Below are 25,311 nucleotides of genomic sequence, written 5' to 3'. Positions count from 1 at the left end.
CATTAGCCGTTGATGATAACCTGTTTCAGGGAAAGATCCGGATTTAACAGGACCAGATTTCCGATTTTGCCCGGAGAGATGCTTCCGTACAGATGCTCCAGGTGCAGTGCACGTGCCGGATTGTAGGTGGCACAACGGACAGCGTCTTCCAGCGGAATGTCCATCTCGGTTACTGCGGTACGCATACAGTCGGCAAGGTTTGTCACGGATCCGGCCAGTGCTCCGCCCTCTGCCAGAGTGGCATGTTTTCCGGACACATTGACATCCAGTCCGCCGAGGGTGTAGGAGCCGTCCGGCATTCCTGTGGCGCGCATACTGTCACTGATCAGGCAGATTCTTTCGGAACCAAGCATGGCAAAGGCAGCCCGTACCATGGACGGATGAATATGGACTCCGTCACAGATCAGCTCTGCGAATACATGTGGACTGTCAAATACAGCGCCGACAACACCCGGTTCCCGGTGGGTAAATGCAGGCATGGCATTGAAAAGATGAACCGCATGGCAGGCTCCGGCATCGAAAGCGGCCTTTGCGTCTGCATATGGAGCGTTTGTATGTGCCAGAGAAACGGATACGTTGTCCTTCACTTTCCGGATAAAATCAAGTGTCCGTTCCAGACCCATTTCCGGCGCAACGCCGATAAATTTGATCAGCCCTTTTGCGGCATCCTGAAATTCATTAAAAAGAGCGGCATCACATGGAATGATATTCCTTTCGTCCTGCGCGCCTTTCTTTGCGATACTTATAAAAGGCCCTTCCATATTCAGACCCACAAGATGTGCACCCTGCTCATTTGTGTAGGAAGCAGCGGTAGCAAGAATCTTCTTGAGCTCTTCTGAAGGAAGTGTCATGGTGGCCGGACAGATGGTTGTTACACCTATGGAAGCTTCATATTCGGCAATTGTCCGAAGTGCTTCCGGATCGTTATCACAGACGTCGGCTCCCATGCATCCGTGAAAATGAATGTCAATCAGTCCCGGAATGGCGTAGGCACCGCCGCCGTCCACAACTTCACCGGAACCGGAAGCAGTTTCGCAAAACAGTCCGTCTTCAATCACTACATCACCCGGATGGAAGTGAAAATCCTCCCCGTATACTTTTACATTTTTGATAATCATAATAGTACTCCTTTGTCTGAAAGAAAAGGATGCCGGGAAAGAATCCTTCCTCCCGGCATTCCTGATTACATGTTAACGAGGAACTTTGGAAAAAGCAGCCTCATCAGCTACAACGGTTACGTCCGGATGGAACTGCAGGATTGATGCAGGTACTTCCGGTGTAACAGGCCCAAAGAATGATTTTGCGACCGCTTCAGCTTTATCTTCTCCGCTTACAATAAGGAGAATTTTCTTTGCGCGCATAATGGTTCCGATTCCCATGCTGTAAGCCTGTTTCGGAACATCATCAGCGGAAGCAAAGAAACGTTTATTTGCTTCAATCGTACTTGGCTGAAGGTCAACACAATGTGTTGCTTTCGGGAATTCACTGCCCGGTTCGTTGAATCCGATATGACCATTGTGTCCGATTCCGAGAAGCTGAAGATCCACACCGCCGAGAGAAGCAACGACTTCTTCGTAGTGCGCACATTCTGCTTCGCTGTCTTCGCATGTGCCGTCCGGGATGTTGGTGTTTGCCGGATCGATATTTACATGATCAAACAGATGATCATGCATGAAATAATAGTAGCTCTGATCATTATCTTTTGGAAGTCCCTTGTACTCATCCAGATTGGCTGTCTTCACCTGTGAAAAATCAAGGTCACCATTCTCGTATTTGGCAACAAGGTTTTTGTAGGTTCCGACCGGAGAAGAACCTGTAGCCAGACCAAGTACACAGTCCGGTTTTGAAATAACCTGTGCTGCGATGATGTTGGCAGCTCTCTGACTCAGAGCATCGTAATCTTTTTCCACGTAGAATCTCATGACTAAAATCTCCCTTTTGTTTGATAGTTACAGTATAACACATAAAAAGAGAAAGTACTTTCAAAACGTGGCTTTTTCAAAAAATTCCGGTCTGTGAAAATCCGGAGCGTCTGACAGGATGGGCGAAAATGCAGCGTAATGCTCGATGGACGGATCTTCCGAAATCTTATAAAAGTTGCAGGAAAAGGTATCGGGAAGACCGGATTTTGTGATTCCGTAAATCTGTTCCAAAAGGGAAAGCGGAAGATGGAAGGTCAGTTTCCAGCAGTCCGGCATCAGACGGACATGGTGTGACAGCGCACGGCATTCTGCTTCCGAAAACAGGGTACGGCCGGTACGGGCAAATCCGTACTGGGCAAGGAGAGCGCCGTTTGCGTTGAATTCCAGATTGATATACGGAGAGAGTTTCCGGCTTCGCTTTCCGGAAAACGGGAAGTGAAAAAACGCTTCCATGGCACTGTCCAGGTAAACAGGAACCTGAAAACCGGTCTGACGGCGGAGCGGATCTGTCTCAAAACAGGTCATTTCCACGTAGAATCCGTCACCGGGCACATATCCGATCCGGCCTGTAACGGGAGGAGCAAATTTCGTCCCCCAGAGTAAATGGGACACCTCAAATGAGGTGCCCTCTGAAGATAACTGTTCCGGGAAGGAGAGGATCTGAATTTTCATTATGCCGAAACCCCGCTTTCCCAACGGCCGCTTGCCCCGCATGGAAGTACAAGACCGTTTGAAGAAACCGGAAGACCGATTTCCTGAGAGTCCACATGACCGTGGAACTGTTTCAACTCCGTGCCGAGCATATAGGTCAGAACTGCAGGAGCGAGGCCGGTTGTGTAAGAGTTTACAAGGAAAAACAGCGGCTTGTCGGACAGAATCTGTGTACACTTCTGGATCAGAGGATGAATGGCATCCTCGATCTTCCAGATCTCGCCTTTTGGTCCGCGACCGTAGGAAGGCGGATCCATGATGATGGCATCATAATGATTTCCTCTGCGGATTTCTCTTTCGACAAATTTCATACAGTCGTCCACAAGCCAGCGGATCGGCGCGTCCGAAAGGCCGGAAGAAGCAGCATTTTCCTTTGCCCATGTGACCATGCCTTTGGAAGCGTCCACGTGAGTGACGTGCGCTCCGGCAGCGGCAGCCGCAAGAGTGGCTCCTCCGGTGTAGGCAAACAGGTTCAACACCTTGACCGGGCGTCCGGCGGAACGGATTTTTTCAGAAAACCAGTCCCAGTTTGCCGCCTGTTCAGGGAAGAGTCCCGTATGTTTAAAGCTGAAAGGCTTCAGATTAAAGGTCAGATCCCGGTAATGGATCTGCCATTGCTTCGGAAGGCTGAAGAATTCCCATTCTCCGCCGCCTTTTTTACTTCTGTGATAATGTGCGTTTGGATGATACCACCCGCGGTTTGTCTTTTCAGTATTCCAGATTACCTGCGGGTCCGGGCGGACCAGGATGTAATCACCCCAGCGTTCCAGCTTTTCCCCGCCGGAACAGTCTATGACTTCATAATCTTTCCAACCATCTGCAATCCACATGATTAACAATCCTTTCTATATCTGATATTTATCGTGACGGTGTGATTCCGTTTTGTGAATCCTCCATAATCCTGTTTATTATAGCAGTAAAGGAATAAAAGCTCAATGAAAAACACCCTTTTTGAGCCGAACCTATAGAAAAAGCAAATGATTGATATACGAAAAACCGATAAGTAAATCCGTTTACCGGCTATTTGCTTAGTGTTAAAATAATCGGTAGATATGGAACTAAACAGGAAAGGTGGAACAAGAAATGATCAAAGTAAACGCAATCGGAGATAATTGTCCGATTCCTGTAATTAAAACAAAGAAAGCAATGAAGGAGCTGACAGGACCGGATACAATCGAAGTACTGGTAGATAACGAAATCGCTGTTCAGAATGTGACAAAGATGGCTCAGTCCTCAGGCGGAAAAGTAACATCCGAAAAGAAAGCGGAGAAAGAATACCGCATCCTGATTGAGATGGAAGGTGCACCGGCAGCAGAAGAGGCTGAAGAAGAGGTTTCCTGCACACCGGACAAGAGAGGAAATACGATCGTTGTCGTATCTTCGGACAAGATGGGAAGCGGAAACGAGGAGCTGGGGAAAGTCCTGATGAAAAGTTTCCTCTTTGCGGTGACACAGCTTGAGGAGCTGCCAAAGACCATGCTCTTTTATAATGGAGGCGCGACACTGACGACAGAGGAGTCCGACTCTCTGGAAGATCTGAAGAATCTGGAGGCACAGGGCGTTGAGATCATGACGTGCGGAACATGTCTTGATTACTATGGACTGAAAGAGAAGCTGGCTGTCGGAACAGTAACAAATATGTACAGCATTGTAGAGACGATGGAACAGGCATCAAAAGTGATCAGACCATAAAGACAACAGTATGGAAGTATACATCAGGATCGGCATCAGACTGTGCTGATCCTGATATTTTTTTGACGGGAAACGTAGATTTTTGGTTGATCTTGTTTCGGTTTATGATATAATAAAAAAGTTATAAGTTTTTTCTATAAGTACATGCGAAAGGAGAAGAAGAAAAAGATGATTCAGGATGTGAAATTGACACAAATGACAAAGACGGCGGGGTGAGCCGCCAAGATAGGTCCTGAGACCCTTGCCCAGGTTCTGGGTAAGCTACCGAAATTCCATGATGACAACCTGATCGTCGGAATCGAGACAGCGGATGATGCTGCGATCTACAAGGTGACAGATGACATCGCCATGATCCAGACGGTTGATTTCTTCACTCCGATCGTAGATGATCCATATATGTTCGGCCAGATTGCGGCAGCCAATTCGTTAAGCGATGTGTGGGCCATGGGAGGAGAGCCGAAGGTGGCGCTTAACATCGTCGGATTCCCGAACTGTCTGGATCCGTCCATTTTAGGAGAAATCTTAAAAGGCGGAGCGGACAAGGTGATGGAAGCAGGCGCCGTGCTGGTGGGCGGACACACCATTCAGGATGATGAACCGAAATACGGACTCTGTGTTTCCGGATTCGTTCATCCGAAGAAGATTTTTAAAAATTACGGCTGCAGGCCGGGAGATAAGCTTATTCTGACAAAGCAGATTGGAAACGGTATCGTCAATACGGCGATCAAAGCGGAGATGGCTTCTGAAAGAGCGATCAAGGAGGCGGAGACTGTCATGTCTTCTCTCAACAAGAAAGCGAAAGAGGTTGTGGAGAAGTATGACGTATCCGCCTGCACGGACGTGACAGGATTCGGGCTTCTTGGACACGGGGCCGAGATGGCAACTGCAAGCGGAGTGTGCCTGAATCTGGATGTGAGAAAGATCCCGTATTTTGCGGATGCGGTTGAGTATGCAAAGATGGGACTGATTCCGGCAGGGGCGTACAAAAACAGAGGACATTCCGGACAGTATGTGGATATCGGCAGTACGCCGGAACACTACGTGGATCTCCTTTATGATCCGCAGACATCCGGAGGGCTTCTGATCAGCGTTGCGCCGGAGCAGGCAGATGCTGTCATGGAAGATTTTGAGAAAAAGGGACTGGATACCAGGGTGGCCATGATAGGTGAAGTATCGGAAAAAGATCAGGAGGACAACACATTCATCCGGCTTGTATAGATGCCGGAGAATGGAAAAGAGACGAAAATGGACAAAAATATTTTTTACCGCAGTATTCCGAAGGTGGATATACTGCTGGAAGATGAAAGAATCCAAAACGCAGCTTCGATTTATGAACGAGACACGGTGATGGATGCTATCAGGGAGCAGACAGAGTATGTGCGCGGACTGATCCGGACATGCGACGAAGAGGAGACGATCCGCCGCGGAATTGACAATCTGATTCCGGATATTATCCGGCGGGTGGAGAAGATGCATACGCCGGATATGCGCCCGGTGATCAATGCGACAGGTACGATTCTCCACACCAATCTGGGACGTGCCCCGATCAGCAGGGAGCATATGGCAAGGCTTGCGGAAGTAGCATGCGGATACTCCAATCTGGAGTATGATCTGGAGGCCGGCAGACGTGGGGAGCGGTACTCTCACTTTGAGAAGCTTCTCTGCAAGATTACGGGAGCGGAGGCTGCCATGGCAGTCAATAATAATGCTTCTGCCGTTATGCTGATTTTAAGTTCCATGGCAAAAGGAGGAGAGGTTGTCGTATCCAGAGGAGAACTTGTGGAAATCGGCGGGAAATTCAGGATTCCGGACGTGATGGAGCAAAGCGGAGCCAGACTTGTGGAAGTGGGAACGACGAATAAGACTCACTATTCTGATTACGCGGATGCTGTCACAGAGGAGACGAAAGCTTTTCTGAAGGTTCACACAAGTAATTACCGGATTGTCGGATTTACCGAGTCTGTAGGCATCGATGATCTGATCCCGTTAGGACAAGAGTACGATCTTCCGATTATCGAAGATCTTGGAAGCGGTGTGCTCATCGATCTGAGTAAATACGGACTGACTTATGAGCCAACGGTACAGGATTCCATCCGGAAGGGAGCGGATGTAGTCTGCTTCAGCGGGGACAAGCTTCTTGGAGGACCGCAGGCGGGAATTATCGTCGGAAAGAAAAAATACATTGATAAAATGAAGAAGAACCAGCTGACAAGAGCCCTCCGTATCGACAAGTTTACGGCGACGGCGCTGGAGCTGGTATTACAGGAATATTTAAGCGAAGAAAACGCGGTAAACAAGATTCCGGTTCTTCGCATGATTACAAAATCTGCCGAAGAGGTGGAAAAGTCTGCAAGACGATTTAAACGGATGCTGGAAAGAAAAGGACTTAAGGCGGCTATCACTCTTCAGAAGTGTGAATCCCAGATCGGAGGGGGATCTCTTCCGCTTGAGAGGATTCCGAGTATGGCTGTCGGCATCCGCCCGGAAACGATGAGTGTTCCGGAGCTTGAGACGGCAATGCGCCATCTGGAGGTTCCGATCATCCCAAGGACGGTCAACGATACGATTCTGATGGATGTGAGGACCATCGAGGAAGACCGGATGAAGCTTGCGGCAGACGAGTTAAAGCAGATATTATAATTACGATAGAGACAGTGGGAATGAAATAACATGAAACACATTATCATAGGAACAGCCGGTCATATTGACCATGGAAAGACGACGCTGATCAAGGCGCTGACAGGAAGAAATACAGACCGATGGGAAGAAGAGCAGAGAAGAGGGATCACGATCGATCTTGGATTTACCTATTTCGACCTTCCAAACGGCGACCGGGCAGGGATTATCGACGTGCCGGGACATGAGCGTTTTATTAACAATATGGTTGCAGGCGTGGTAGGGATGGATCTGGTCATGCTTGTAATCGCGGCGGATGAGGGAATCATGCCGCAGACAAGAGAACATATGGACATTCTTGGCGAGCTTGGTATTGAGAAGAGTATCATTGTCCTCAACAAATGCGATCTTGTGGATGAAGAGTGGATGGAGCTTGTCGAGGAGGAAGTGCGTGAGGAACTGCATGGCACATTCCTTGAGAATGCACCGATTGTAAAGGTATCCGCTGCTACAGGAGAGGGGCTGTCTGATCTTATCGATACGATCCAGCGGATGACGGAAAATGAAGTGACAGAAAAAGATATTCATACGATTCCGAGACTTCCGATTGACCGTGCGTTTACCATATCCGGATTCGGGACAATCATTACCGGAACCCTGCTTGCGGGGACAATCCGGAAAGAGGATACCCTTTGCATGTATCCGATCGGAAAAGAATGTAAAATCCGGAATATCCAGGTCCACGGCGAAAATGTGGATGTCTGCTATGCAGGACAGCGTGTGGCCATCAATCTCTCCAACATCAAAAAGTCTGAGATCAAGAGGGGCTGCGTTCTTGCGCCGCCGAAAAATATGAAAAATACAGATCTTCTGGACGTAAGGCTCAATGTCCTTCCATCTTCCATGAGGATCCTTACCAATAATGCAAGACTTCACCTGTTTACAGGGACAAGCGAAGTTCTATGCCGTGCCGTCCTGCTTGATAAAGAGGAGATCGGACCGGGCGAGAGCGGCTTTGTGCAGCTGCGTCTGGAGGAGGAGATCGCCGTGCGAAGAGGCGACCGGTTTGTTGTGCGCTTCTATTCTCCAATGGAGACCATCGGGGGCGGCGTGATTCTGGAGCCGAATCCGAAATGGAAGAAGAGATTCCAGCCGGATGTGATTGAGGAACTGAAGAAAAAAGAGTCCGGCTCCTCTGCTGATGTGATCGAGCTTCATATCCGCCAGCATGACAAGACTATGGTGACAGTTGCGGAACTGGCCAAGATCACTGCGCTTGCACCGGAGGAAGTGGAGGAAGATGTAAAAGAGCTGCAGGCGGCAGGACAGATTCATGTGTTCCCTATGAAGAAAGATACCTATGTATGGCACAGAAGTTCGCAGGAGAGCATGACAGAGTCCATTTTAAAAGAGCTGGAAGGATTCCATAAGGTTCATCCGTACCGGCCGGGTATGCCGAAGGCAGAAGTGCATATGCGCTTTATGAAGCAGGTCAAGCCAAATGTATTTGACATGTATATTGAAATGCTGATAAATGAGGGAAAGATCGGACGCAGCGGAGAGTACCTCCATGCCCCGGCTTATGAGATACCAAAAGATGCGGTATTTGAGAAAGCATCCCGGACGATTCTTGAGACCTTTGAGAAAGCGGGGTATGATTTTGTCCGTTTTTCAGAGATCGTATTTCCGAAGCTCCCGGACGGAGTGAAGGAAGATGTGCTTCAGGTGCTGATTTCCGACGGAACTGTCGTAAAGATCAACGATGAAATGTATACACTGGCGTCCTATATGGAGAAAGCAAAAGCAAAGATTATTGAGAAACTTCAGAAGGACGGTTTGATTACGATTGCTGAGGTGCGGGATATGTTTGGAACAAGCCGGAAGAGCGCCAAGCCGATCCTGGAATATATGGACAGCCAGAAAGTGACTAAGAAAACAGGAGCAGAGAGCGAAAGGGTTGCATATTTATGAATTTAAAACAGTTGGAGGCATTCGTATGTGTTGCAGATAAGAAGAGCTTTTCCAAAGCGGCAAGGGAGCTGTATCTGACACAGCCGACGATCAGCGCACATATTGCCTCGTTGGAAAAGGAGCTGGATGCAAGGCTGTTTATCAGAAATACAAAAGAGGTGAGTCTGTCCGAGGATGGAACCGTTCTCTACAGCTACGCAAAACAGATGATTGATCTGGAAGAGCAGATTGAGGCATGTTTCTGCGGAGAGAGACAGTCGGATGTCAGAAAGATCACAATTGCGGCATCCACAATTCCGGCGCAGTATATTCTGCCGGGGATTTTGGCAAGGTTCATTGAGAAATATCCGAAAGAGCAGTTTAAGGTCATTGAGACGGACAGTTCCAAAGTGATCGAACTGATCTCCGGGGGAGCGGCTGATATCGGGTTTTCCGGAACTGTTCTCGAGAGGAAGTTCTGCAAATATATTCCTTTCTATAAGGATGAACTGATTATCATTATGCCGAATACGGAAAAGTATCAGGCGCTTATGGAGCAGGAAAATCTGGACTGGCTGAAATCAGAATCCTATATCATGAGGGAGGAAGGATCCGGGACACGAAAGGAAGCGGAAAAACAGCTGAAACGCTACGGGATCGATGTGGATCAGCTTACCGTAGTCGCAAGTATGGAGAGCCAGGAGGCAATTAAACGTTCCGTCATGAACGGAATGGGAATTTCCATTATCTCCAGACTGGCAGCGGAAGAAGAAGTCAGAACAGGAAAGGTGCTTTGCCGCAAGGTGCCGGGTGAAGGAGAAGGCCGGGACCTGAATGTCGTTTACAATAAAAACTTTCACCTTTCAAAATCCGCTGAGCGGTTTATTAAAGTAGTGAAAGAAATGTATCAAATTCACAAGTAATTACAGATTGCCAATTTATAGAATGTTTCTATAAATTGGCAATTTTCATAGGGTTTTTAAATTAGACTGGATTTGATAAAAAAGATATACTAGAGGTAATGGGAGGGAGAGACTATGATTTATCTTGATAATGCGGCGACTACGATGCATAAGCCGCAGGAAGTGATCGATGCGGTTGTAAATGCAATGGGTTCCCTTGGAAATGCAGGGCGAGGTGCCAATACAGCATCTCTGGGGGCGGCGCGGATCATTTATGAAGCAAGAGAGCGCCTGGCAAAGCTCTTTGGTGCGGAGGATCCGAAGCAGATCGCGTTTACATCCAATTCTACCGAAAGCCTGAATACGGCAATTCGGGGATTGATAGATCCTGGAGATCATGTAATTACGACTGTACTGGAGCATAATTCTGTCCTCAGGCCGATCTATGATCTTCAGGAAAAAGGAGTGGAAGTGACTTTTGTAAAGAGTGATGACAAGGGCAGGATCTGTTATGAAGAGATCGAGCAGGCAATCCGTCCAGAGACAAAGGCCATCGTGACGACACACGGATCCAATCTGACGGGAAATCTGGTTGATATTGGAAGGATCGGAAAGATGGCACATGACCATGGTGTTCTCTATATTGTGGATGCATCCCAGACGGCGGGGGTTTTCCCGATTGATGTCAAAGCCATGCATGTGGATGTACTCTGCTTTACAGGACACAAAGGACTCCTGGGCCCGCAGGGAACCGGCGGGCTTTATGTGAGAGAAGGACTGAAGATTCGTCCGCTGAAGATGGGAGGAAGCGGAGTACAGACATACAATCATCATCATCCGTCTGAAATGCCGACGGCACTGGAGGCAGGCACACTCAACGGGCATGGAATCGCAGGACTGAATGCGGCACTCGGCTACATCGAACGTGTTGGGATTGATACAATCCGCAGAACCGAGCAGAAGTGGATGCGGATGTTTTACGAGGGGGTAAAAGATATTCCCGGCGTGAAAATCTACGGTGATTTCGAGACGGAAGAGAGATGCCCGATCGTTACACTGAATATCGGGGATTATGATTCCGCGGAAGTCAGCGACGAACTTCTGATGACGTACGACATTTCCACGAGACCGGGCGGACACTGCGCGCCTTTGATGCATGAAGCGCTCGGTACGGTAGAACAGGGATCCGTACGCTTCAGCTTCTCCCATTTCAATACTGAGGAAGAGATTCAGACTGCCATCCGTGCAGTAGAAGAACTCGCGAAAGAAGAATAAGGAACAGGAGGAAAGAGAATGAATTTATCTGACTCAAAGAAAAAACTGGCGCTTGCCGGCGTTGTCTGCGGTATCGTTGCTGCAGTTCTGGCGGCAACAGGAAATCCGGCGAATATGGCGATCTGTATCGCATGTTTTGTCAGGGACACTGCAGGAGCTCTGAAATTCCACAGCGCGGCGGCAGTACAGTATGCCAGACCTGAAATTGTAGGAATTGTGCTGGGAGCATTTGCGATCTCATTAGCGACAAAGGAATACCGGTCTACCGGAGGATCTTCTCCGATGATCCGTTTTGTCCTTGGAATGATCATTATGATCGGTTCTCTTGCATTCCTTGGCTGCCCGCTTCGTATGGTACTCCGTATGTCAGCAGGTGACCTGAATGCATGGGTTGCCCTGATCGGATTTGCTGCCGGCGTTGCAACAGGAGCATTTTTCCTGAAGAAAGGATTCAGCCTTGGACGGGCACATGAGACCAATGCCGCAAGTGGTACAGTACTTCCGATTCTGATGGTGGGAATTCTGATTTTAAGCGTATGCACAACACTGCTTGCTGCATCAGAGCCGGGGGCAGGCCCGGGAGCCCTTCACGCCCCGATTCTGATTTCTCTGATCGGTGGTTTGATCTTTGGAGCTTTTGCGCAGAAATCCAGAATGTGTTTTGCGGGAAGTATCCGTGATATTATTCTTGTCAAAAGTTTCGATCTGATTTCTGTTATCGTAGGACTGTTTGCAGTTATGCTGATTTATAATATCGCAACAGGCGGATTCCACCTCGGATTCAGTGGACAGCCGATCGCACATTCCGCGCATCTGTGGAATATTCTCGGGATGTATGCGGTAGGATTCGCGGCAGTACTTGCCGGTGGATGTCCTCTTCGCCAGCTCGTTCTGGCAGGACAGGGATCTTCCGATTCCGCAGTCACGGTACTGGGACTGTTTGTCGGCGCTGCTGTATCACATAACTTTGGACTGGCAGGCGCGGCAGCAAGTGCGGCAACTGCGGACAAGGCAGCGTCCGCAGGCGGAGTCAGCACAGCAGGTCAGATTGCAGTTGTCATCTGTATTGTCGTATGTTTCATAATTGCATTGACAAATAAGCGGAAAATGGCGAAATAGTATGGTATTTTAATGAAATGTATGTTATTCTATGAGAAAGGATGATAATGAAATGAAGGAAGTAGATGCAAGAGGACTTTCCTGTCCGGAACCGATCATGCTGACAGCAGAGGCGATCAAAGGAACGACGGAGCCGGTAAAGGTACTTGTAAGCGAACCTCATCAGAGAACGAATGTAGAGAAATTCGCGAAAGATAAAGGCAAGAAGGTTACCGTGACGGAAAAGGGCTCTGAATTTGAAATAGTGATTGAATCATGAGAAAGAAAGAATTAAAGCTGGTAGTGACATTCCATACGACAGCAGATGCTATGGCAATGGAAAAGACTTGTAAAGAATATGAAGTGAATGGCAGACTGATCCCTGTACCAAGGGCGATTTCGGCGGGATGCGGACTTGCCTGGTGTGCGGATCTTACGGACAGGGATTCGGTGCTTGACATCATGGATCAGGTGGGAATTGAACACGAAGAGCTTCACGAATGTATGGTATAATCAGGAGAAAACCGGATTTTCATTATGAAAATCCGGTTTTGCTTTTTGGGGGACAAATTTCCGCGGGGCGGGCTGTTCTGTAAAAGCAGAAAGTACAGCAAAGTCATGAAATTGAGAGGAGGAGATGATATGACATTAATGCTGAAAGTAGTTCCTGTATTTGCTGCAGCGGCACTTCTGTTTGCGGTTTATCTGGCGCTTAAGGTTTCCAGACAGGAGGCAGGAACCAGGAGAATGCGGGAAATTTCCGAAGCCATTGCGGAAGGAGCTGGAGCTTTCCTGATGGCGGAATACCGGATTCTGATAGTCTTTGTTGTAGTGCTGTTTGTACTGATCGGTATTGGAACGAGAAGCCTTGTAACGGCCGTGTGTTTTGTAGCAGGTGCTCTGTTTTCGACACTTGCCGGTTACTTTGGAATGCAGGTGGCGACAAAGGCAAATGTCCGAACGGCAAATGCGGCAATGAAATCCGGTATGAACCGGGCTCTTTCCATAGCATTTTCCGGTGGAGCCGTGATGGGGCTTTGTGTGGCAGGTCTCGGGGTTCTTGGTGTCAGCATGATTTATCTGATTACAGGAAATATTGATGTGCTCTCCGGATTCAGCTTCGGAGCATCTTCCATCGCACTGTTTGCCCGTGTGGGAGGCGGTATCTATACGAAGGCGGCAGATGTTGGCGCTGACCTGGTCGGAAAAGTAGAGGCCGGAATACCGGAAGATGATCCGAGAAATCCGGCTGTCATCGCGGACAATGTCGGAGATAATGTCGGAGACGTGGCCGGAATGGGAGCTGACCTTTTTGAGTCTTATGTAGGGGCATTGATTTCGGCTCTGACACTTGGAATCGTATATCATGAGACGGCAGGCGTCGCATATCCGCTCGTGATTTCCGGGCTTGGACTGATTGCTTCTGTTCTTGCGACCTTCTTTGTAAAAGGAGATGAAAAGTCGAATCCGCACAGAGCTCTTAAGATGGGAACGTATGTATCAAGCGCACTGGTGGTTGTTGTGTCGCTTGTCTTCAGCCTTGCGTTCTTTGGCAGCCTCAGGATGGCGGGAGCGGTGATTTCCGGTCTGGCTGTGGGCCTGCTGATCGGAATTATCACAGAAATTTATACATCAGCAGATTATAATTCGGTAAAAGAGATTGGAAAGCAGTCAGAGACAGGAGCGGCGACAACGATTATCAGCGGTATGGCTGTCGGAATGAAATCGACAGCGGCGCCGGTTCTTCTGATCTGTGTCGGTATTTTTGCGGCATACCAGTGCAGCGGTCTTTATGGAATTGCGCTGGCCGCAGTAGGAATGCTGTCTACAACGGCTATTACTGTTGCGGTGGATGCCTATGGCCCGATCGCGGATAATGCGGGAGGTATTGCAGAGATGGCGGGGCTGGACGAATCGGTCCGTCAGATTACGGATAAGCTCGATTCCGTTGGAAATACGACAGCGGCGATAGGAAAAGGATTTGCCATCGGTTCTGCAGCCCTGACCGCGCTGGCATTGTTTGTGTCCTACGCTGAGGCAGTCAGGCTGGATCAGATTGATATTCTGGACAACAGAGTTATTATCGGACTTTTTATTGGAGGAATGCTGCCGTTTCTATTCTCGTCCATGACAATGCAGAGTGTATCGAAAGCAGCATACCAGATGATCGAAGAAGTAAGAAGACAGTTTAAGGCAATGCCGGGGATTATGGACGGTACAGAAAAACCTGATTACAAATCCTGTGTGGCAATTTCTACAACAGCAGCCTTGAAGGAAATGCTGATCCCGGGAATTATGGCGGTCGCATCTCCGGTAGTAACAGGGCTGATCCTTGGAACGGGGGCACTGGGCGGTCTTCTGGCAGGAGCGCTTGTAACCGGTGTCCTGATGGCCATTTTCATGTCCAATGCAGGCGGAGCCTGGGATAACGCAAAAAAATATATTGAGGACGGACATCACGGTGGAAAGGGAAGTGAGGCGCACAAAGCGGCAGTAGTCGGAGATACCGTGGGTGATCCTTTCAAAGATACCTCGGGGCCGTCTATTAATATTCTGATCAAACTGATGACAATTGTTTCGCTGGTGTTTGCACCGTTGTTCCTTTCGGTCGGCAGTCTTTTGTAAAAAAGAAAAAAAAGAATCCTGCACGAAAAGTGCAGGATTCTCTTTAAATACCATGAACAAATGTATCCAGTACGTGGGGCAGAAGACGACCGCTGTACTCGGACAGGGAATATGTACCCCGGCATAATGCCCAGTCATAAATCATGGAACGCTCATACATGGCGTAAATCTTGAGCAGTTCATCGACAGTACAGCCGGGATGAAACTCTCCGGTTTCCACCGCGTGTTCCAGGATCTCTCTCAGCCAGGTAAAGTACAGACGCTGCTCGTCAAGAAGCGACCGGTGGTCTTTTGTGACAAGCTGAGAAGAATACAAAAACGCAATAAGATTAACATCAATGCTCGTTTCGATCATATGGAACAGTTCTCTGTTCAGATACAGAAGTGTATCATAGGCAGACAGATCCGGATCAATTTTTGACTGAAGATCTTCATATTTTGAGTCAAACAGATCGGAGATGGAATTCAGCAGTGCCTCTTTCCCCTTGAAGTAATGGTAAAAGGTTCCTTTTGATGTCTTGGAAAGAGCGATAATATCTTCTACGGTTGTTTTGTCATAGCCTTTTTTGTAAAAAAGATTCCATGCCGCTTTTACTATACGGCTTTTCGTGGAAGAACGTTTTCTTGGCATAAAAATCTGTGTCCTTTCTGCATGACTGTGAGGTCTAGTGACCTACGCGGAATCCGTATTTCAGCGGATCGTCCGGGTCAATGACGTAGGTGGAAAGACCTGTAACATAAGCAGATCCTGTAATCCGCGGAATAACAGCATTGTAATCGCCTACTTTTGCTTCACCGAGAATAACACCTTTGAACTGGGAGCCGATAAAGCTTTCGTATACGAAAGGTTCACCGATACCGATTTCACCTTTTGCGTACAGTGTGGCAAGTTTTGCGCTTGTACCTGTTCCGCACGGAGAACGGTCAGCCATATGATCGCCGAAGATTACAACATTTCTGCGGCTGCATCCAGGTGTATCTGTATGACAGTAGAACTCGGCAAGGTCTACAGTTGTAATGTCGAGCTCCGGATGTTTTACTTTTACTTCTTTGTTGACATTCTCCAGAAGCTTCATTCCAAAATCCTGAAGGAACGGAACAGTCTTGGAATCTACGTGAAGATTCAGGGACGGCTGTTCTGCATCGATAATGGCAAAGAAACTTCCGCCGAAGGAAATATCATAAGTAATTTCTCTTCCGTCTACGACTGTTTTGAGATTTTCTTTATAAAGGAATGCAGGTACGTTTGTCAAAGTAACGCTGACAACTTTTCCGTCTTTTACCTGAGCCTTTGTACGGATTAATCCGGCCGGAGCCTCAAGAACGACTTCTGTCTCAGGTTCTTTTGCTTCGATCAGTCCTGTTTCGATTACGGCTGTAACTGTACCGATTGTACCATGTCCGCACATGTTCAGATACTCTCCGGTATCCATGAAAATAACGCCGAAATCAGCTTCAGGGTTGACCGGTTCTGTCACAACAGCGCCAAACATGTCGTGATGTCCCCGTGGTTCAAACATCAAAGCCTGACGAAAATGATCGTAATGCTCTGCGAGATAGTTCTTTCTTTCAATCATGGTATTACCTTCCAGTTTCGGGAAACCGGAAACTACAATACGTGTAAATTCTCCGACTGTGTGTGTATCCACAGCTAAAAAAGATGCCTCAAAATTATCAAGATTTAATTTTGGGTTCAGTTCCATGATCAGATCCTCCTTAGAAAAAATACTTCATAAACTTTGATTGCCTATAGATAAAAGCGATAAATCTATCGGGCGGGACGCTGTACGGTATGCAGAAAAAAAATACCGGCGGCATAAGCCGGAAGCGGCAGGTGCCATATAGTAGACCGCATTCTAGTACGGCGTCTAGTAAGTTATTACAATTATGACTGAAAAGCCTTGAAAAGTCAACGGCTATTTGCTAAAATACAATTGACAAAAATTTAATTATTTTTCTGTTGAAATTTGCCGTCAAGTGTGGTAAATTGTCTATGCGAAAAAGCATAACATGGAGGTAGATGAGTAACTGGTGTGCTTCCTGGTCTTCAAAACCAGTGTAGGGCGTTAGGAGCGTCCTGGGTGGGTTCGATTCCCACATGCCTCCGCCAGAAAGAAAACAGGCCTGTAAATATGCGGGCTTCAGATATCAGCCGGGAAATGACCGCGCTGAGCATCTTATAGAAATCATCAATAAACAAACATTGCTGTGGATCACGACGGGAGACAGATCGTATATTGGAGACCGAGCTTATATCCCGTATAAAATATAAAGAAAAGGAGCATGTTGTTATGGGAAACATTCAACTTTTACTGCGTCAGCACGTAGGAGCGCCATGTGAACCGGTTGTAAAAGCCGGAGATGTGGTAAAAAAGGGTACACTTGTAGCAAAACCGACCGGACTTGGAGCGAACATCTTCTCCAGTGTTTACGGTGTGGTAGAAGAAGTAAAGGAAGATCGCATCGTGATCAGGCCGGATGAAGAACAGCCGGATGAGTACGAAAAGATTTCCGAGGGCACACCGCTTGAGATGGTGAAAGAAGCCGGAGTAGTCGGCATGGGCGGAGCAGGATTCCCGACAGGAATCAAGCTGGATGCGCATCTGGATCATGGCTATATTCTCATCAATGCAGCTGAGTGTGAGCCTGGTCTATACCATAATATCAGACAGATCGAGGCCGAGAGCGACAAGATCGTACGCGGCGTGAAATATTGTATGGATATCGCAGGCGCTGACAAAGCGATTTTTGCAATCAAGAAGAAAAATGAAAAAGCAGTAGAGACACTTCGGACTGCGATTAAAGATGAAGAAGCCATGACGATCCACCTTCTTCCGGATATCTACCCGATGGGAGAGGAAAGAGCGGTTGTCAGAGAGTGTCTTGGAATCGAGCTTGAGACGACACAGCTTCCATCCGCAGCCAATGCGGTAGTAGTCAATGTAGAGACAATCTCCAGAGTGGCAGAAGCTATCGAGGAGAGAAAGCCGTGCTTCGTCAAGAACATGACAGTAATCGGCAAGCTTAACGGCGGAAACGAGCCGCACGTCTTCATGAATGTTCCGGTAGGGACAAGCGTTGGAGAGATGATCGAGCGTGCAGGCGGCATCGACGGCGTTTACGGCGAGATCATTATGGGCGGACCTTTCACAGGGAACCCGACAGATCTTGATGCTCCTGTAACAAAGACAACAGGCGGTATCATCGTGACGATCGACTTCCCGAACCTTCATGGTGCGAAAGTCGGACTTCTTGTCTGCGCATGCGGCGGAAGTGAAGCACGTATGAGAGATATCTGCGCAAAGATGAACGGTGTTGTAGCATCCGTGGCAAGATGTAAACAGGCTGTTGAGAACAAGCCGGGCGCACCGCTTAAGTGTGAAAGACCGGGTAACTGCCCGGGACAGGCGAAGAATAACATCCAGTTTAAAAAAGACGGATGTGAATACATCATCATCGGTAACTGCTCCGACTGTTCCAATACAGTTATGGGATCTGCGCCTAAGATGAAACTGAAAGTATTCCACCAGACAGACCATGTCATGAGAACAATCGGACATCCATTATACAGATATCTGAGAGTTTCCAAACAGGTGGAACAGCTTCCGGAAGGAAAGTAAGAAAAGGTATGGCATAAAAGTACATCACATTCTGCGTCACCATGCGGTGTGGTTGTATATAGAAAACGGCGAAGAGCCGAAGGAGAAAATCAAGGAGGGAATGAAACATGTCAATTACAGCTGAAACAGCGAAAGCTCATGCAAAAGATCCGGCCGTGCTTTGCTGCAGGGCGGAAGAGGGCATCACAATCGAAGCTGCAAATCTTGAGGATCCGGCGATCTTTGATGATCTGGTAGATTCAGGACTTCTGAATCTGGAAGGCGTCCTTACGATTGAACAGGTTCTTGGTGCAAAACTGAAAAAAACATGTGATTCACTTACAGCACTTACACCGGATGTCGTAGAAGGATACAAAGAAGCTTCTGCGGAAGAACCGGTAAAAGAAGAAACAGCTGAAGAAGAAGCACCGGCAGTTCAGCCGGAAGTGTCGGCTCCGGCACCGGCAGCAGTACCGGGTGGAGTATTTAAACTCCATATCGGAGAAGGAAAAGATATCAATCTGGAAATCCCGGTTGGCATCATGGGAGGCTCTGCAGTAGCAGCAGCACCGGCTCCGGTGGCAGTAGCAGCGGCACCGGCAGCAGAAGAAAAAGAAGCAAGAGTGATGGGAACACTCACAAGAAAGCATTTCAAAATCACTGAAGTAAAGAGAGGACCGGAGACAAAGATCGACGGAACAGTGCTTTACATCCGTGAAGGAATCGAAGAAGAAGCAGCTGCAGGCCAGGAACTGGTAAACAGCTTAAAGATTGATATTATCACACCGGAGATGTACCACACATACTCCAACACAATCATGGACGTACAGCCGATTGCCACAAAAGAAGGCGAAGCTGAAATCGGAAATGGTGTAACACGTGTACTTGACGGCGTTGTTATGATGGTAACAGGTACAGATGCAAACGGCGTTCAGATCGGTGAGTTCGGTTCTTCCGAAGGATACCTGGATGAGAACATCATGTGGGGACGTCCGGGAGCACCGGATAAGGGTGAGATCTTCATCAAGACAGAAGTGATCATCAAAGAAGGAACAAACATGGAGCGTCCGGGCCCGCTCGCTGCACATACAGCGACAGACGTGATCACACAGGAGATCCGTGAAGCCCTTAAGAAACTGGACGACTCACTTGTTGTTGATACAGAGGAGTTTGAACATCTCAGACATCCTGGAAAGAAAAAAGTAGTCATCGTAAAAGAGATCATGGGACAGGGCGCTATGCATGATAACCTGATCCTTCCAATGGAGCCGGTAGGAGTACTTGGAGCGAAACCAAATGTAGACCTTGGAAACGTTCCGGTTATGACATCTCCGCTGGAAGTGCTTGATGGATGTATCCATGCACTGACATGTATCGGACCTGCATCCAAAGAGATGTCCAGACACTACTGGAGAGAGCCTCTCGTACTGGAAGCACTCCATGACGAAGAGCTTGACCTCTGCGGCGTTCTTTTCGTAGGAAGCCCGCAGATCAACGCAGAGAAGTTCTATGTATCCAAACGTGTCGGACAGACAGTAGAAGCTCTGGATGTTGACGGTGCATTTATCACAACAGAAGGCTTTGGAAATAACCACATTGATTTTGCAAGTCATCATGAGCAGATCGGAAAGAGAGGAATCCCGGTAGTTGGATTATCTTTCTGTGCTGTACAGGGTGCACTCGTTGTTGGAAATCCGTATATGACAAACATGGTTGACAACAATAAATCTGAATCCGGTATCGAAAATGAAGTTCTTGCATGCAACACACTGTGTAAAGAAGAAGCAGTACGTGCAATCGCAATGCTGAAAGCAGCAATGGCAGGCGAGGAAGTAAAACCGGCAGAAAAGAAATGGAATCCGAATGTCAAGGCAAACAACATCGAGATGATCGAAAAGGCAACAGGAACAAAGATTGATCTCGTTGCAAATGAGCAGTCTCTCCCGATGAGCCAGAAGAGAAAAGAAAAATACGATTAATAGATGGTAATGACGTATGGAACTGAAATATGGAGATAAAATCATAAGAATGGAAGGCGTCATCGTCGAGGTACATGACGGATGCGTAGGAGTTGACCTGAAAGGAAGGCTCGGCTATCTGAAGATTCCGATGCGGATGCTGATCACAGATTATCCGGTCAAAGTCGGACAGGAAGTGGCATGGAACATGAGCTTCGTAGAGCAGATGGGGCCGGAGATCAATGAGAAGTACGTCAGCAACCTTGATATCTACAAGAGGCGTCAGAAAGAGATGCGCGAATTGAATGAAAATCATGAGGAGGTTTCAAAATGAGCTTAACGGTTGTGAAAGGTTTACAATCTGAAATTTATGTTCCGATTACTCCGCCGGCAGTATGGACTCCAGTAACAAAAGAGATTAAAGATATGTCTATTGCTCTTGCTACTGCAGCAGGTGTCCATAAGAAAAGCCAGGAAAGATTTAATCTTGCCGGAGACTTCACATGGAGAAAGATTGAAAATACAACTCCATCCAGTGAACTGATGGTTTCACATGGTGGATATGATAACGGTGATGTAAACAAAGACATCAACTGTATGTTCCCGATCGACAGAATCCATGAACTTGCAAAAGAAGGATTTATCAGAGCATGTGCTCCGGTACACGCAGGATTCATGGGCGGCGGTGGAAATCAGGAGAAATTCAAACATGAAACTGGTCCGGCCATCGCACAGATGTTTAAAGAAGAGGATGTCGACGCAGTCATCCTCACAGCTGGATGAGGTACCTGCCACCGCTCTGCAGTACTGGTGCAGAGAGCGATTGAAGAGGCTGGTATTCCTACAATTATCATCGCAGCCCTTCCACCTGTTGTTCGTCAGACAGGTACACCACGTGCGGTAGCACCGCTCGTACCAATGGGAGCAAATGCCGGAGAACCGAACAACGTAGAAATGCAGACAGAGATTGTAAAAGCAACTCTGGAGCAGCTCGTTGCAATCGATACTCCAGGAAAGGTAGTTCCGCTTCCATTTGAATACATTGCAAAAGTTTGATGCAAATCATTATGGGATCTGTACAGAGTGTACAGATCCCTATTTTCATTTGAAAATCAAATATCATTTTCTGAAAGTGCAAAGTGTGTTATGATAAAAAAGGATCAACAGGAAAGGAATCAAATGCCATGGGAGAAGAGACAAAACAGCTCCGCCGGCTTGTGATTAAAGCCTACCACATACGGGAAGCTATGTGGGGCGAGGAGAACAAGGTGGAGGAAAGCGGCGTGCTGACTGTGGATAAAGAGAGCGCAGACCGCTACAAACGTGGAAAAGAAGACTATATATCAGATATTTCTTTCCGGATTATCAAACCGGAAGAACGTGATCAGTATACCAATACGATTATGGACATTATCCCGATTTCAGCGAAAGTACTTGGAAATATCGGGGAAGGAATTACTCATACGCTGACAGGTGTCTATGTGATCCTGACAGGCGTGGATACTGTAGGAAAGCAGACACATGAATTCGGATCCTCGGAAGGAAACCTGAAGGAGCAGATCTGTTACGGAAGAGCCGGGACGCCAGGAGAAGGAGATATCATGATTGCCTTTGATGTGACGCTTCAGGAAGGAATGGGTCAGATCCGGGCAGGGGTAACGGCGGCACACAGCGCATGTGATGAATTTGTCCAGGAACTCCGGGAACAGCTGAAGAAATTTCATGGGGACCGCTGCACAGAACGTCACGAATATTACGATGTGGTACGTCCGGGAAAGAAAAAAGTACTCATTATCAAACAGGTGGCCGGGCAGGGAGCTATGTATGACATGCATCTCTTCGCAAAAGAACCATCAGGCGTGGAAGGAGGCCGCTCCATCATCGATATGGGAAATATGCCGGTTCTAGTAACACCAAACGAATACCGTGACGGAATTCTGCGGTCCATGCAGTAGAAAAAGAACGAAAAGGGGTGACAGAGAATGGGAATCGGACCTTCAACAAAAGAAACAACACTTCACAACTTCCGCGATCCGCTTCTGGATGTAGTGTCAGCCGATGAGGATCTGGATCTGATGGGAATCCTTATCGTGGGGACACCACAGGATCAGCAGGACAAAGTGCTGGTGGGAACCAGGGCGGCAGTCTTGGCGGAAGGAATGCGCGCGGACGGCGTGATCATCTCTGCAGACGGATGGGGAAACAGCGATGTCGATTATGCCAATACAATCGAACAGCTCGGAAAACGCGACATTCCGGTGGTGGGAATCCACTTTTCCGGAACGGCCGGACAGTTCGTGGTGACCAATCCGTATATGGATACGATTGTTGATATGAATAAAAATCCAAAGGGCGTAGAGACCGACGTGGTCGGCGAAAATGCGGTAGACACCATGGATGCACGAAAAGCAACGGCAATGCTGAAACTGAAAATGCGAAAACGATAGAAAATTGAAAATGTGTTGAAAAATACAGGAAAGCAGGGAGATTGCGGGTGGAATTCTTCCTGCTTTCGTCGTATAATAAAGGCATAGGATTCCTCTGCGCATGGAGGATTCATATGAAAAAAAGAAAAACACTACAGGAACTGACAATCAAGGATAACTTTCTCTTTGGCGCCGTTATGGTAAACGAAGAAAATTGTAAGGAATTTCTGGAAATGGTGCTGGAAATTGAGATCGACCAGGTTAAGGTCAGTAAGGAAAAGAGCATCGTTTACCATCCGGAATATAAGGGCGTCCGCCTGGATGTTTATGCCAGAGATGAGGAGCATACACACTACAATATTGAGATGCAGGCAGAGAAAAAGCCGGTTTTAGGAAAAAGGAGCCGCTATTATCAGAGCCAGATGGATATGGAACTTCTGATGAGCGGGGAGGACTACACGGAACTTCCCAATACCTATGTGATCTTTTTGTGCGATTTCGATCCTTTTGAAGCAGGAAAATACCGCTATACCTTTCAGTCGGTCTGTCAGGAAACAGAGGAAGCATCGTTGGAAGACGGACGGAAGATTTTATTTCTGAATACCCGCGGGAAGAATGACTCAGAAGTTCCGGGCAAACTGGTAACATTTCTGAGATTTGTCAGAGCAGGACTAAAGGAGAGCCAACAGGATTTTGGAGATCCCTATGTCCAGAAGCTTCAGGAGTTTATTTCGTATGTGAAGCAGAGCCGGGAAATGGAGGAAAGATTCATGGTGCTGGAAGAAATGCTGAGAGATGAAAGAAGCCGGGGAAGAGTCGAAGGTAAAGCTGAATTTGTCTTAAAGGTGCTTTCGGCGTACGGAAAAGTCCCGGAATCACTCAATGAAAGAATTACTAAGGAAACTAATTCGGGAATGCTGGATCAATGGTTCCAAATAGCTCTGGAATGCGGTTCCGTTGAGGAATTTGAGCAGAAAATCAAAGAGTAAGATGCATCGGTCTATTTAAATTATTATAAAAGCTGATTATAGGATACAGATATGACAGAAACGGATGTTTTGTTGTATCTGTATTACTGTCTATGGTACACATCAATCGCTGTCATTTCGACAGAATTTCAATGAAAAGCAGAGGAATTCTATTATCAAATGTGTTTTTTTCTTTTTGGCTTGATCTTAGAAGCGGATAACTACTGTTCTTTAAGAGGAGAAGAATGGGATATGAAAAACCCGAAACGGGATCAGACAGATCTGTTTCGGGTTTATTTTTCTGCCATCGATTTATGAGAAAAACTGGGCGTAATAAATCAAATCGTGAATGATACATGCCACACAGATGAAAAGGACAATTCCTTTAAAGTATGGGCGGGATTTTACTGTTTTAATAACATAGATCAAAAGAAAAACGCCCAAAAAAGGAAGCTCAAATGCGGCAATGGCGAGCACGATGAGAAAAATGTTCTCCAATTTGGAATTTACTGCATCTTCTGCACTGGAAACAAGAGTTTCGCCGGAAGTTGCCTCTGTAACGGCCGGCTCGGCAGAGGGTAGTACTTCTTGGAGATCTGCCGCTTGCTCTTGTATATCGAGTGTATTCTCTGGTGTAACATTGCCGATCAGACTGTCAACGCTCGTCTGATAAAGCTGACTCAGGAGGACAAGATTTTCCAGATCCGGGAAGGATGCATTATTCTCCCAGGCGGAAATGGCCTGGCGGCTGATATGCAATTCATTTGCCACTTGCTCTTGCGTGAAATGCCGGCTTTTGCGATGATTCTTTAAATAGCTTCCGATCTGCATAAAGATTCACTCCTCCCTTTGAAAGAAAATATTGCATGAAACTGATAATATATTAACACAATACAAAAAAATGTACAATAGTTCTAAGGTCTGGTAAATGAATATTTATAATAATCTGTTCTCCACTTAAAGGAGAGATAAAAGAAAACTATACAAATAGTCAGAAAATGTTAATGTGAAGATTGTGCATTTATTCGGAACAAGAATTCTGATGCAAGCATATAAAAACGCATAAAAAAAGGTAAACAGTATTTCATAAATAGTCTGCAAAGAACTATAAAAAGAAAATATAAATAAAAAGCTGGTCAATAATATTGCGATAATTTTATAATGGAAAATGTCTTGAAAAAAAGTTAGATAAAATCCATGTATTAATGTATTTTGACCGAGCATTGCAAGAAAGAACCCTGCATTTGGTAAATGGGATAAACAAAAATCTCTTTTTATATGTATCTGTGCATGTGAAAAAGCAATCCCCAAAAGGTCTGTAAAATTGTATGGATGGCACAGTATAAAATAGAGGAGGCACAAGAAAACGGAAATTAACAGCTGGATAGGCAATTGTTTCAGGTGTACTCCGTAACGAGATAGTGGTTCGTGAAAGAAACTATGAATCAAAATGATAGGAAGTAAAAATTCAATAAGATAAATAATCCACCAATGATTCAAGATAAAGCTAAGTCCGTATGGAGCGGGCGATGCTAAAATATGATAGTTGTAAAATATATAAAGTACAGT

The 25,311-nt window shown here is 46.9% G+C and carries 24 protein-coding genes and 1 tRNA gene; 18 read left to right on the top strand and 7 right to left on the bottom strand.

Going from position 1 to position 25,311, the window contains the following annotated elements; translation table 11 throughout:
• Nucleotides 1-2: 2 nt before the first annotated feature.
• From nagA to B5E64_RS11845, 4 genes are all read right to left on the bottom strand, one after another.
• On the bottom strand, nt 3-1,118 hold the full coding sequence (gene nagA, locus B5E64_RS11860; RefSeq protein ID WP_087168709.1) for an N-acetylglucosamine-6-phosphate deacetylase: 1,116 nt from the start codon (nt 1,116-1,118) through the stop codon (nt 3-5).
• A gap of 72 nt (nt 1,119-1,190) precedes the next feature.
• On the bottom strand, nt 1,191-1,922 hold the full coding sequence (gene nagB, locus B5E64_RS11855; protein WP_087168708.1) for a glucosamine-6-phosphate deaminase: 732 nt from the start codon (nt 1,920-1,922) through the stop codon (nt 1,191-1,193).
• A 60-nt stretch (nt 1,923-1,982) separates the two neighbouring features.
• Nucleotides 1,983-2,594: a carbohydrate-binding family 9-like protein gene (locus B5E64_RS11850; RefSeq protein WP_158099290.1), complete on the bottom strand. Its 612-nt coding sequence runs from the start codon at nt 2,592-2,594 to the stop codon at nt 1,983-1,985.
• On the bottom strand, nt 2,594-3,463 hold the full coding sequence (locus B5E64_RS11845; protein ID WP_087168706.1) for a class I SAM-dependent methyltransferase: 870 nt from the start codon (nt 3,461-3,463) through the stop codon (nt 2,594-2,596). Before B5E64_RS11845 ends, B5E64_RS11850 begins: the two co-directional genes overlap by 1 nt.
• 253 nt (nt 3,464-3,716) lie before the next feature.
• On the opposite strand from B5E64_RS11845, the gene yedF reads away from it, so the two are divergent.
• From yedF to B5E64_RS11795, 10 genes are all read left to right on the top strand, one after another.
• The gene (yedF, locus tag B5E64_RS11840) at nt 3,717-4,325 is read left to right on the top strand and encodes a sulfurtransferase-like selenium metabolism protein YedF (RefSeq protein WP_087168705.1); all 609 of its coding nucleotides are present in this window, start codon (nt 3,717-3,719) and stop codon (nt 4,323-4,325) included.
• 168 nt (nt 4,326-4,493) lie between these two features.
• Nucleotides 4,494-5,543: a selenide, water dikinase SelD gene (gene selD, locus B5E64_RS11835; protein WP_087168704.1), complete on the top strand. Its 1,050-nt coding sequence runs from the start codon at nt 4,494-4,496 to the stop codon at nt 5,541-5,543.
• Nucleotides 5,544-5,570: 27 nt separating this feature from the next.
• Entirely contained in the window at nt 5,571-6,965 is a 1,395-nt protein-coding gene (gene selA, locus B5E64_RS11830) for an L-seryl-tRNA(Sec) selenium transferase (protein WP_087168724.1), read from the top strand.
• Between the two features lie 30 nt (nt 6,966-6,995).
• Complete coding sequence (gene selB / locus B5E64_RS11825; RefSeq protein WP_087168703.1) at nt 6,996-8,912, top strand: selenocysteine-specific translation elongation factor; 1,917 nt, start codon at nt 6,996-6,998, stop codon at nt 8,910-8,912.
• Nucleotides 8,909-9,814 (top strand): selenium metabolism-associated LysR family transcriptional regulator, encoded by a 906-nt coding sequence (locus B5E64_RS11820; protein ID WP_087168702.1) that lies wholly within the window; start codon nt 8,909-8,911, stop codon nt 9,812-9,814. Before selB ends, B5E64_RS11820 begins: the two co-directional genes overlap by 4 nt.
• A gap of 114 nt (nt 9,815-9,928) precedes the next feature.
• Entirely contained in the window at nt 9,929-11,068 is a 1,140-nt protein-coding gene (locus B5E64_RS11815; protein WP_087168701.1) for an aminotransferase class V-fold PLP-dependent enzyme, read from the top strand.
• Between the two features lie 18 nt (nt 11,069-11,086).
• Nucleotides 11,087-12,187, top strand: a complete 1,101-nt coding sequence (gene yedE, locus B5E64_RS11810) for a YedE family putative selenium transporter (RefSeq protein WP_087168700.1) — start codon at nt 11,087-11,089, stop codon at nt 12,185-12,187.
• Between the two features lie 31 nt (nt 12,188-12,218).
• Nucleotides 12,219-12,446 (top strand): sulfurtransferase TusA family protein, encoded by a 228-nt coding sequence (locus B5E64_RS11805; protein ID WP_343284064.1) that lies wholly within the window; start codon nt 12,219-12,221, stop codon nt 12,444-12,446.
• Nucleotides 12,443-12,679: a DUF3343 domain-containing protein gene (locus tag B5E64_RS11800; protein ID WP_087168698.1), complete on the top strand. Its 237-nt coding sequence runs from the start codon at nt 12,443-12,445 to the stop codon at nt 12,677-12,679. The genes B5E64_RS11805 and B5E64_RS11800 overlap by 4 nt, the downstream gene beginning before the upstream one ends.
• A 129-nt stretch (nt 12,680-12,808) precedes the next feature.
• A complete protein-coding gene (locus tag B5E64_RS11795) occupies nt 12,809-14,791 on the top strand; it encodes a sodium-translocating pyrophosphatase (protein ID WP_087168723.1) in 1,983 nt (660 codons plus the stop codon).
• Nucleotides 14,792-14,834: 43 nt separating this feature from the next.
• Here the strand turns inward: B5E64_RS11795 and B5E64_RS11790 are convergent, their stop codons facing one another.
• A complete protein-coding gene (locus B5E64_RS11790) occupies nt 14,835-15,422 on the bottom strand; it encodes a TetR/AcrR family transcriptional regulator (RefSeq protein ID WP_087168697.1) in 588 nt (195 codons plus the stop codon).
• 34 nt (nt 15,423-15,456) lie between these two features.
• On the bottom strand, nt 15,457-16,494 hold the full coding sequence (locus B5E64_RS11785; protein ID WP_087168696.1) for a proline racemase family protein: 1,038 nt from the start codon (nt 16,492-16,494) through the stop codon (nt 15,457-15,459).
• A gap of 309 nt (nt 16,495-16,803) precedes the next feature.
• Between B5E64_RS11785 and B5E64_RS11780 the strand changes: the two genes are divergently transcribed.
• The 8 genes from B5E64_RS11780 (at nt 16,804) to B5E64_RS11745 (ending at nt 23,763) form a co-directional block, all read left to right on the top strand.
• Nucleotides 16,804-16,901, top strand: a tRNA-Sec gene (locus tag B5E64_RS11780).
• A 181-nt stretch (nt 16,902-17,082) separates the two neighbouring features.
• Nucleotides 17,083-18,411, top strand: a complete 1,329-nt coding sequence (gene prdC / locus B5E64_RS11775) for a proline reductase-associated electron transfer protein PrdC (protein ID WP_087168695.1) — start codon at nt 17,083-17,085, stop codon at nt 18,409-18,411.
• A 107-nt stretch (nt 18,412-18,518) separates the two neighbouring features.
• Nucleotides 18,519-20,369, top strand: coding sequence for a D-proline reductase (dithiol) proprotein PrdA (gene prdA, locus B5E64_RS11770; protein WP_087168694.1), 1,851 nt, complete (start codon nt 18,519-18,521; stop codon nt 20,367-20,369).
• Between the two features lie 16 nt (nt 20,370-20,385).
• On the top strand, nt 20,386-20,682 hold the full coding sequence (locus B5E64_RS11765) for a CBO2463/CBO2479 domain-containing protein (protein ID WP_171028009.1): 297 nt from the start codon (nt 20,386-20,388) through the stop codon (nt 20,680-20,682).
• On the top strand, nt 20,679-21,404 hold the full coding sequence (gene prdB, locus B5E64_RS11760; RefSeq protein ID WP_087168693.1) for a D-proline reductase (dithiol) protein PrdB: 726 nt from the start codon (nt 20,679-20,681) through the stop codon (nt 21,402-21,404). The genes B5E64_RS11765 and prdB overlap by 4 nt, the downstream gene beginning before the upstream one ends.
• A gap of 128 nt (nt 21,405-21,532) precedes the next feature.
• Nucleotides 21,533-22,303 carry a proline reductase cluster protein PrdD gene (gene prdD / locus B5E64_RS11755; RefSeq protein ID WP_087168692.1) on the top strand — a complete coding sequence of 257 codons (771 nt, stop codon included), beginning with the start codon at nt 21,533-21,535 and terminating at the stop codon, nt 22,301-22,303.
• 27 nt (nt 22,304-22,330) lie between these two features.
• Complete coding sequence (locus B5E64_RS11750; RefSeq protein WP_087168691.1) at nt 22,331-22,795, top strand: glycine/sarcosine/betaine reductase component B subunit; 465 nt, start codon at nt 22,331-22,333, stop codon at nt 22,793-22,795.
• Between the two features lie 113 nt (nt 22,796-22,908).
• The gene (locus B5E64_RS11745) at nt 22,909-23,763 is read left to right on the top strand and encodes an Rpn family recombination-promoting nuclease/putative transposase (RefSeq protein ID WP_087168690.1); all 855 of its coding nucleotides are present in this window, start codon (nt 22,909-22,911) and stop codon (nt 23,761-23,763) included.
• A gap of 291 nt (nt 23,764-24,054) precedes the next feature.
• Here the strand turns inward: B5E64_RS11745 and B5E64_RS11740 are convergent, their stop codons facing one another.
• Nucleotides 24,055-24,573 carry a helix-turn-helix transcriptional regulator gene (locus B5E64_RS11740; RefSeq protein ID WP_087168689.1) on the bottom strand — a complete coding sequence of 173 codons (519 nt, stop codon included), beginning with the start codon at nt 24,571-24,573 and terminating at the stop codon, nt 24,055-24,057.
• Between the last annotated feature and the right edge of the window lie 738 nt (nt 24,574-25,311).

This window comes from Drancourtella sp. An12 (genome assembly GCF_002160935.1).
Classification (GTDB): domain Bacteria; phylum Bacillota; class Clostridia; order Lachnospirales; family Lachnospiraceae; genus Sellimonas; species Sellimonas catena.
Note: the sequence above shows the minus strand (reverse complement) of the source record. Positions and strands in the feature narration are given on the sequence as shown.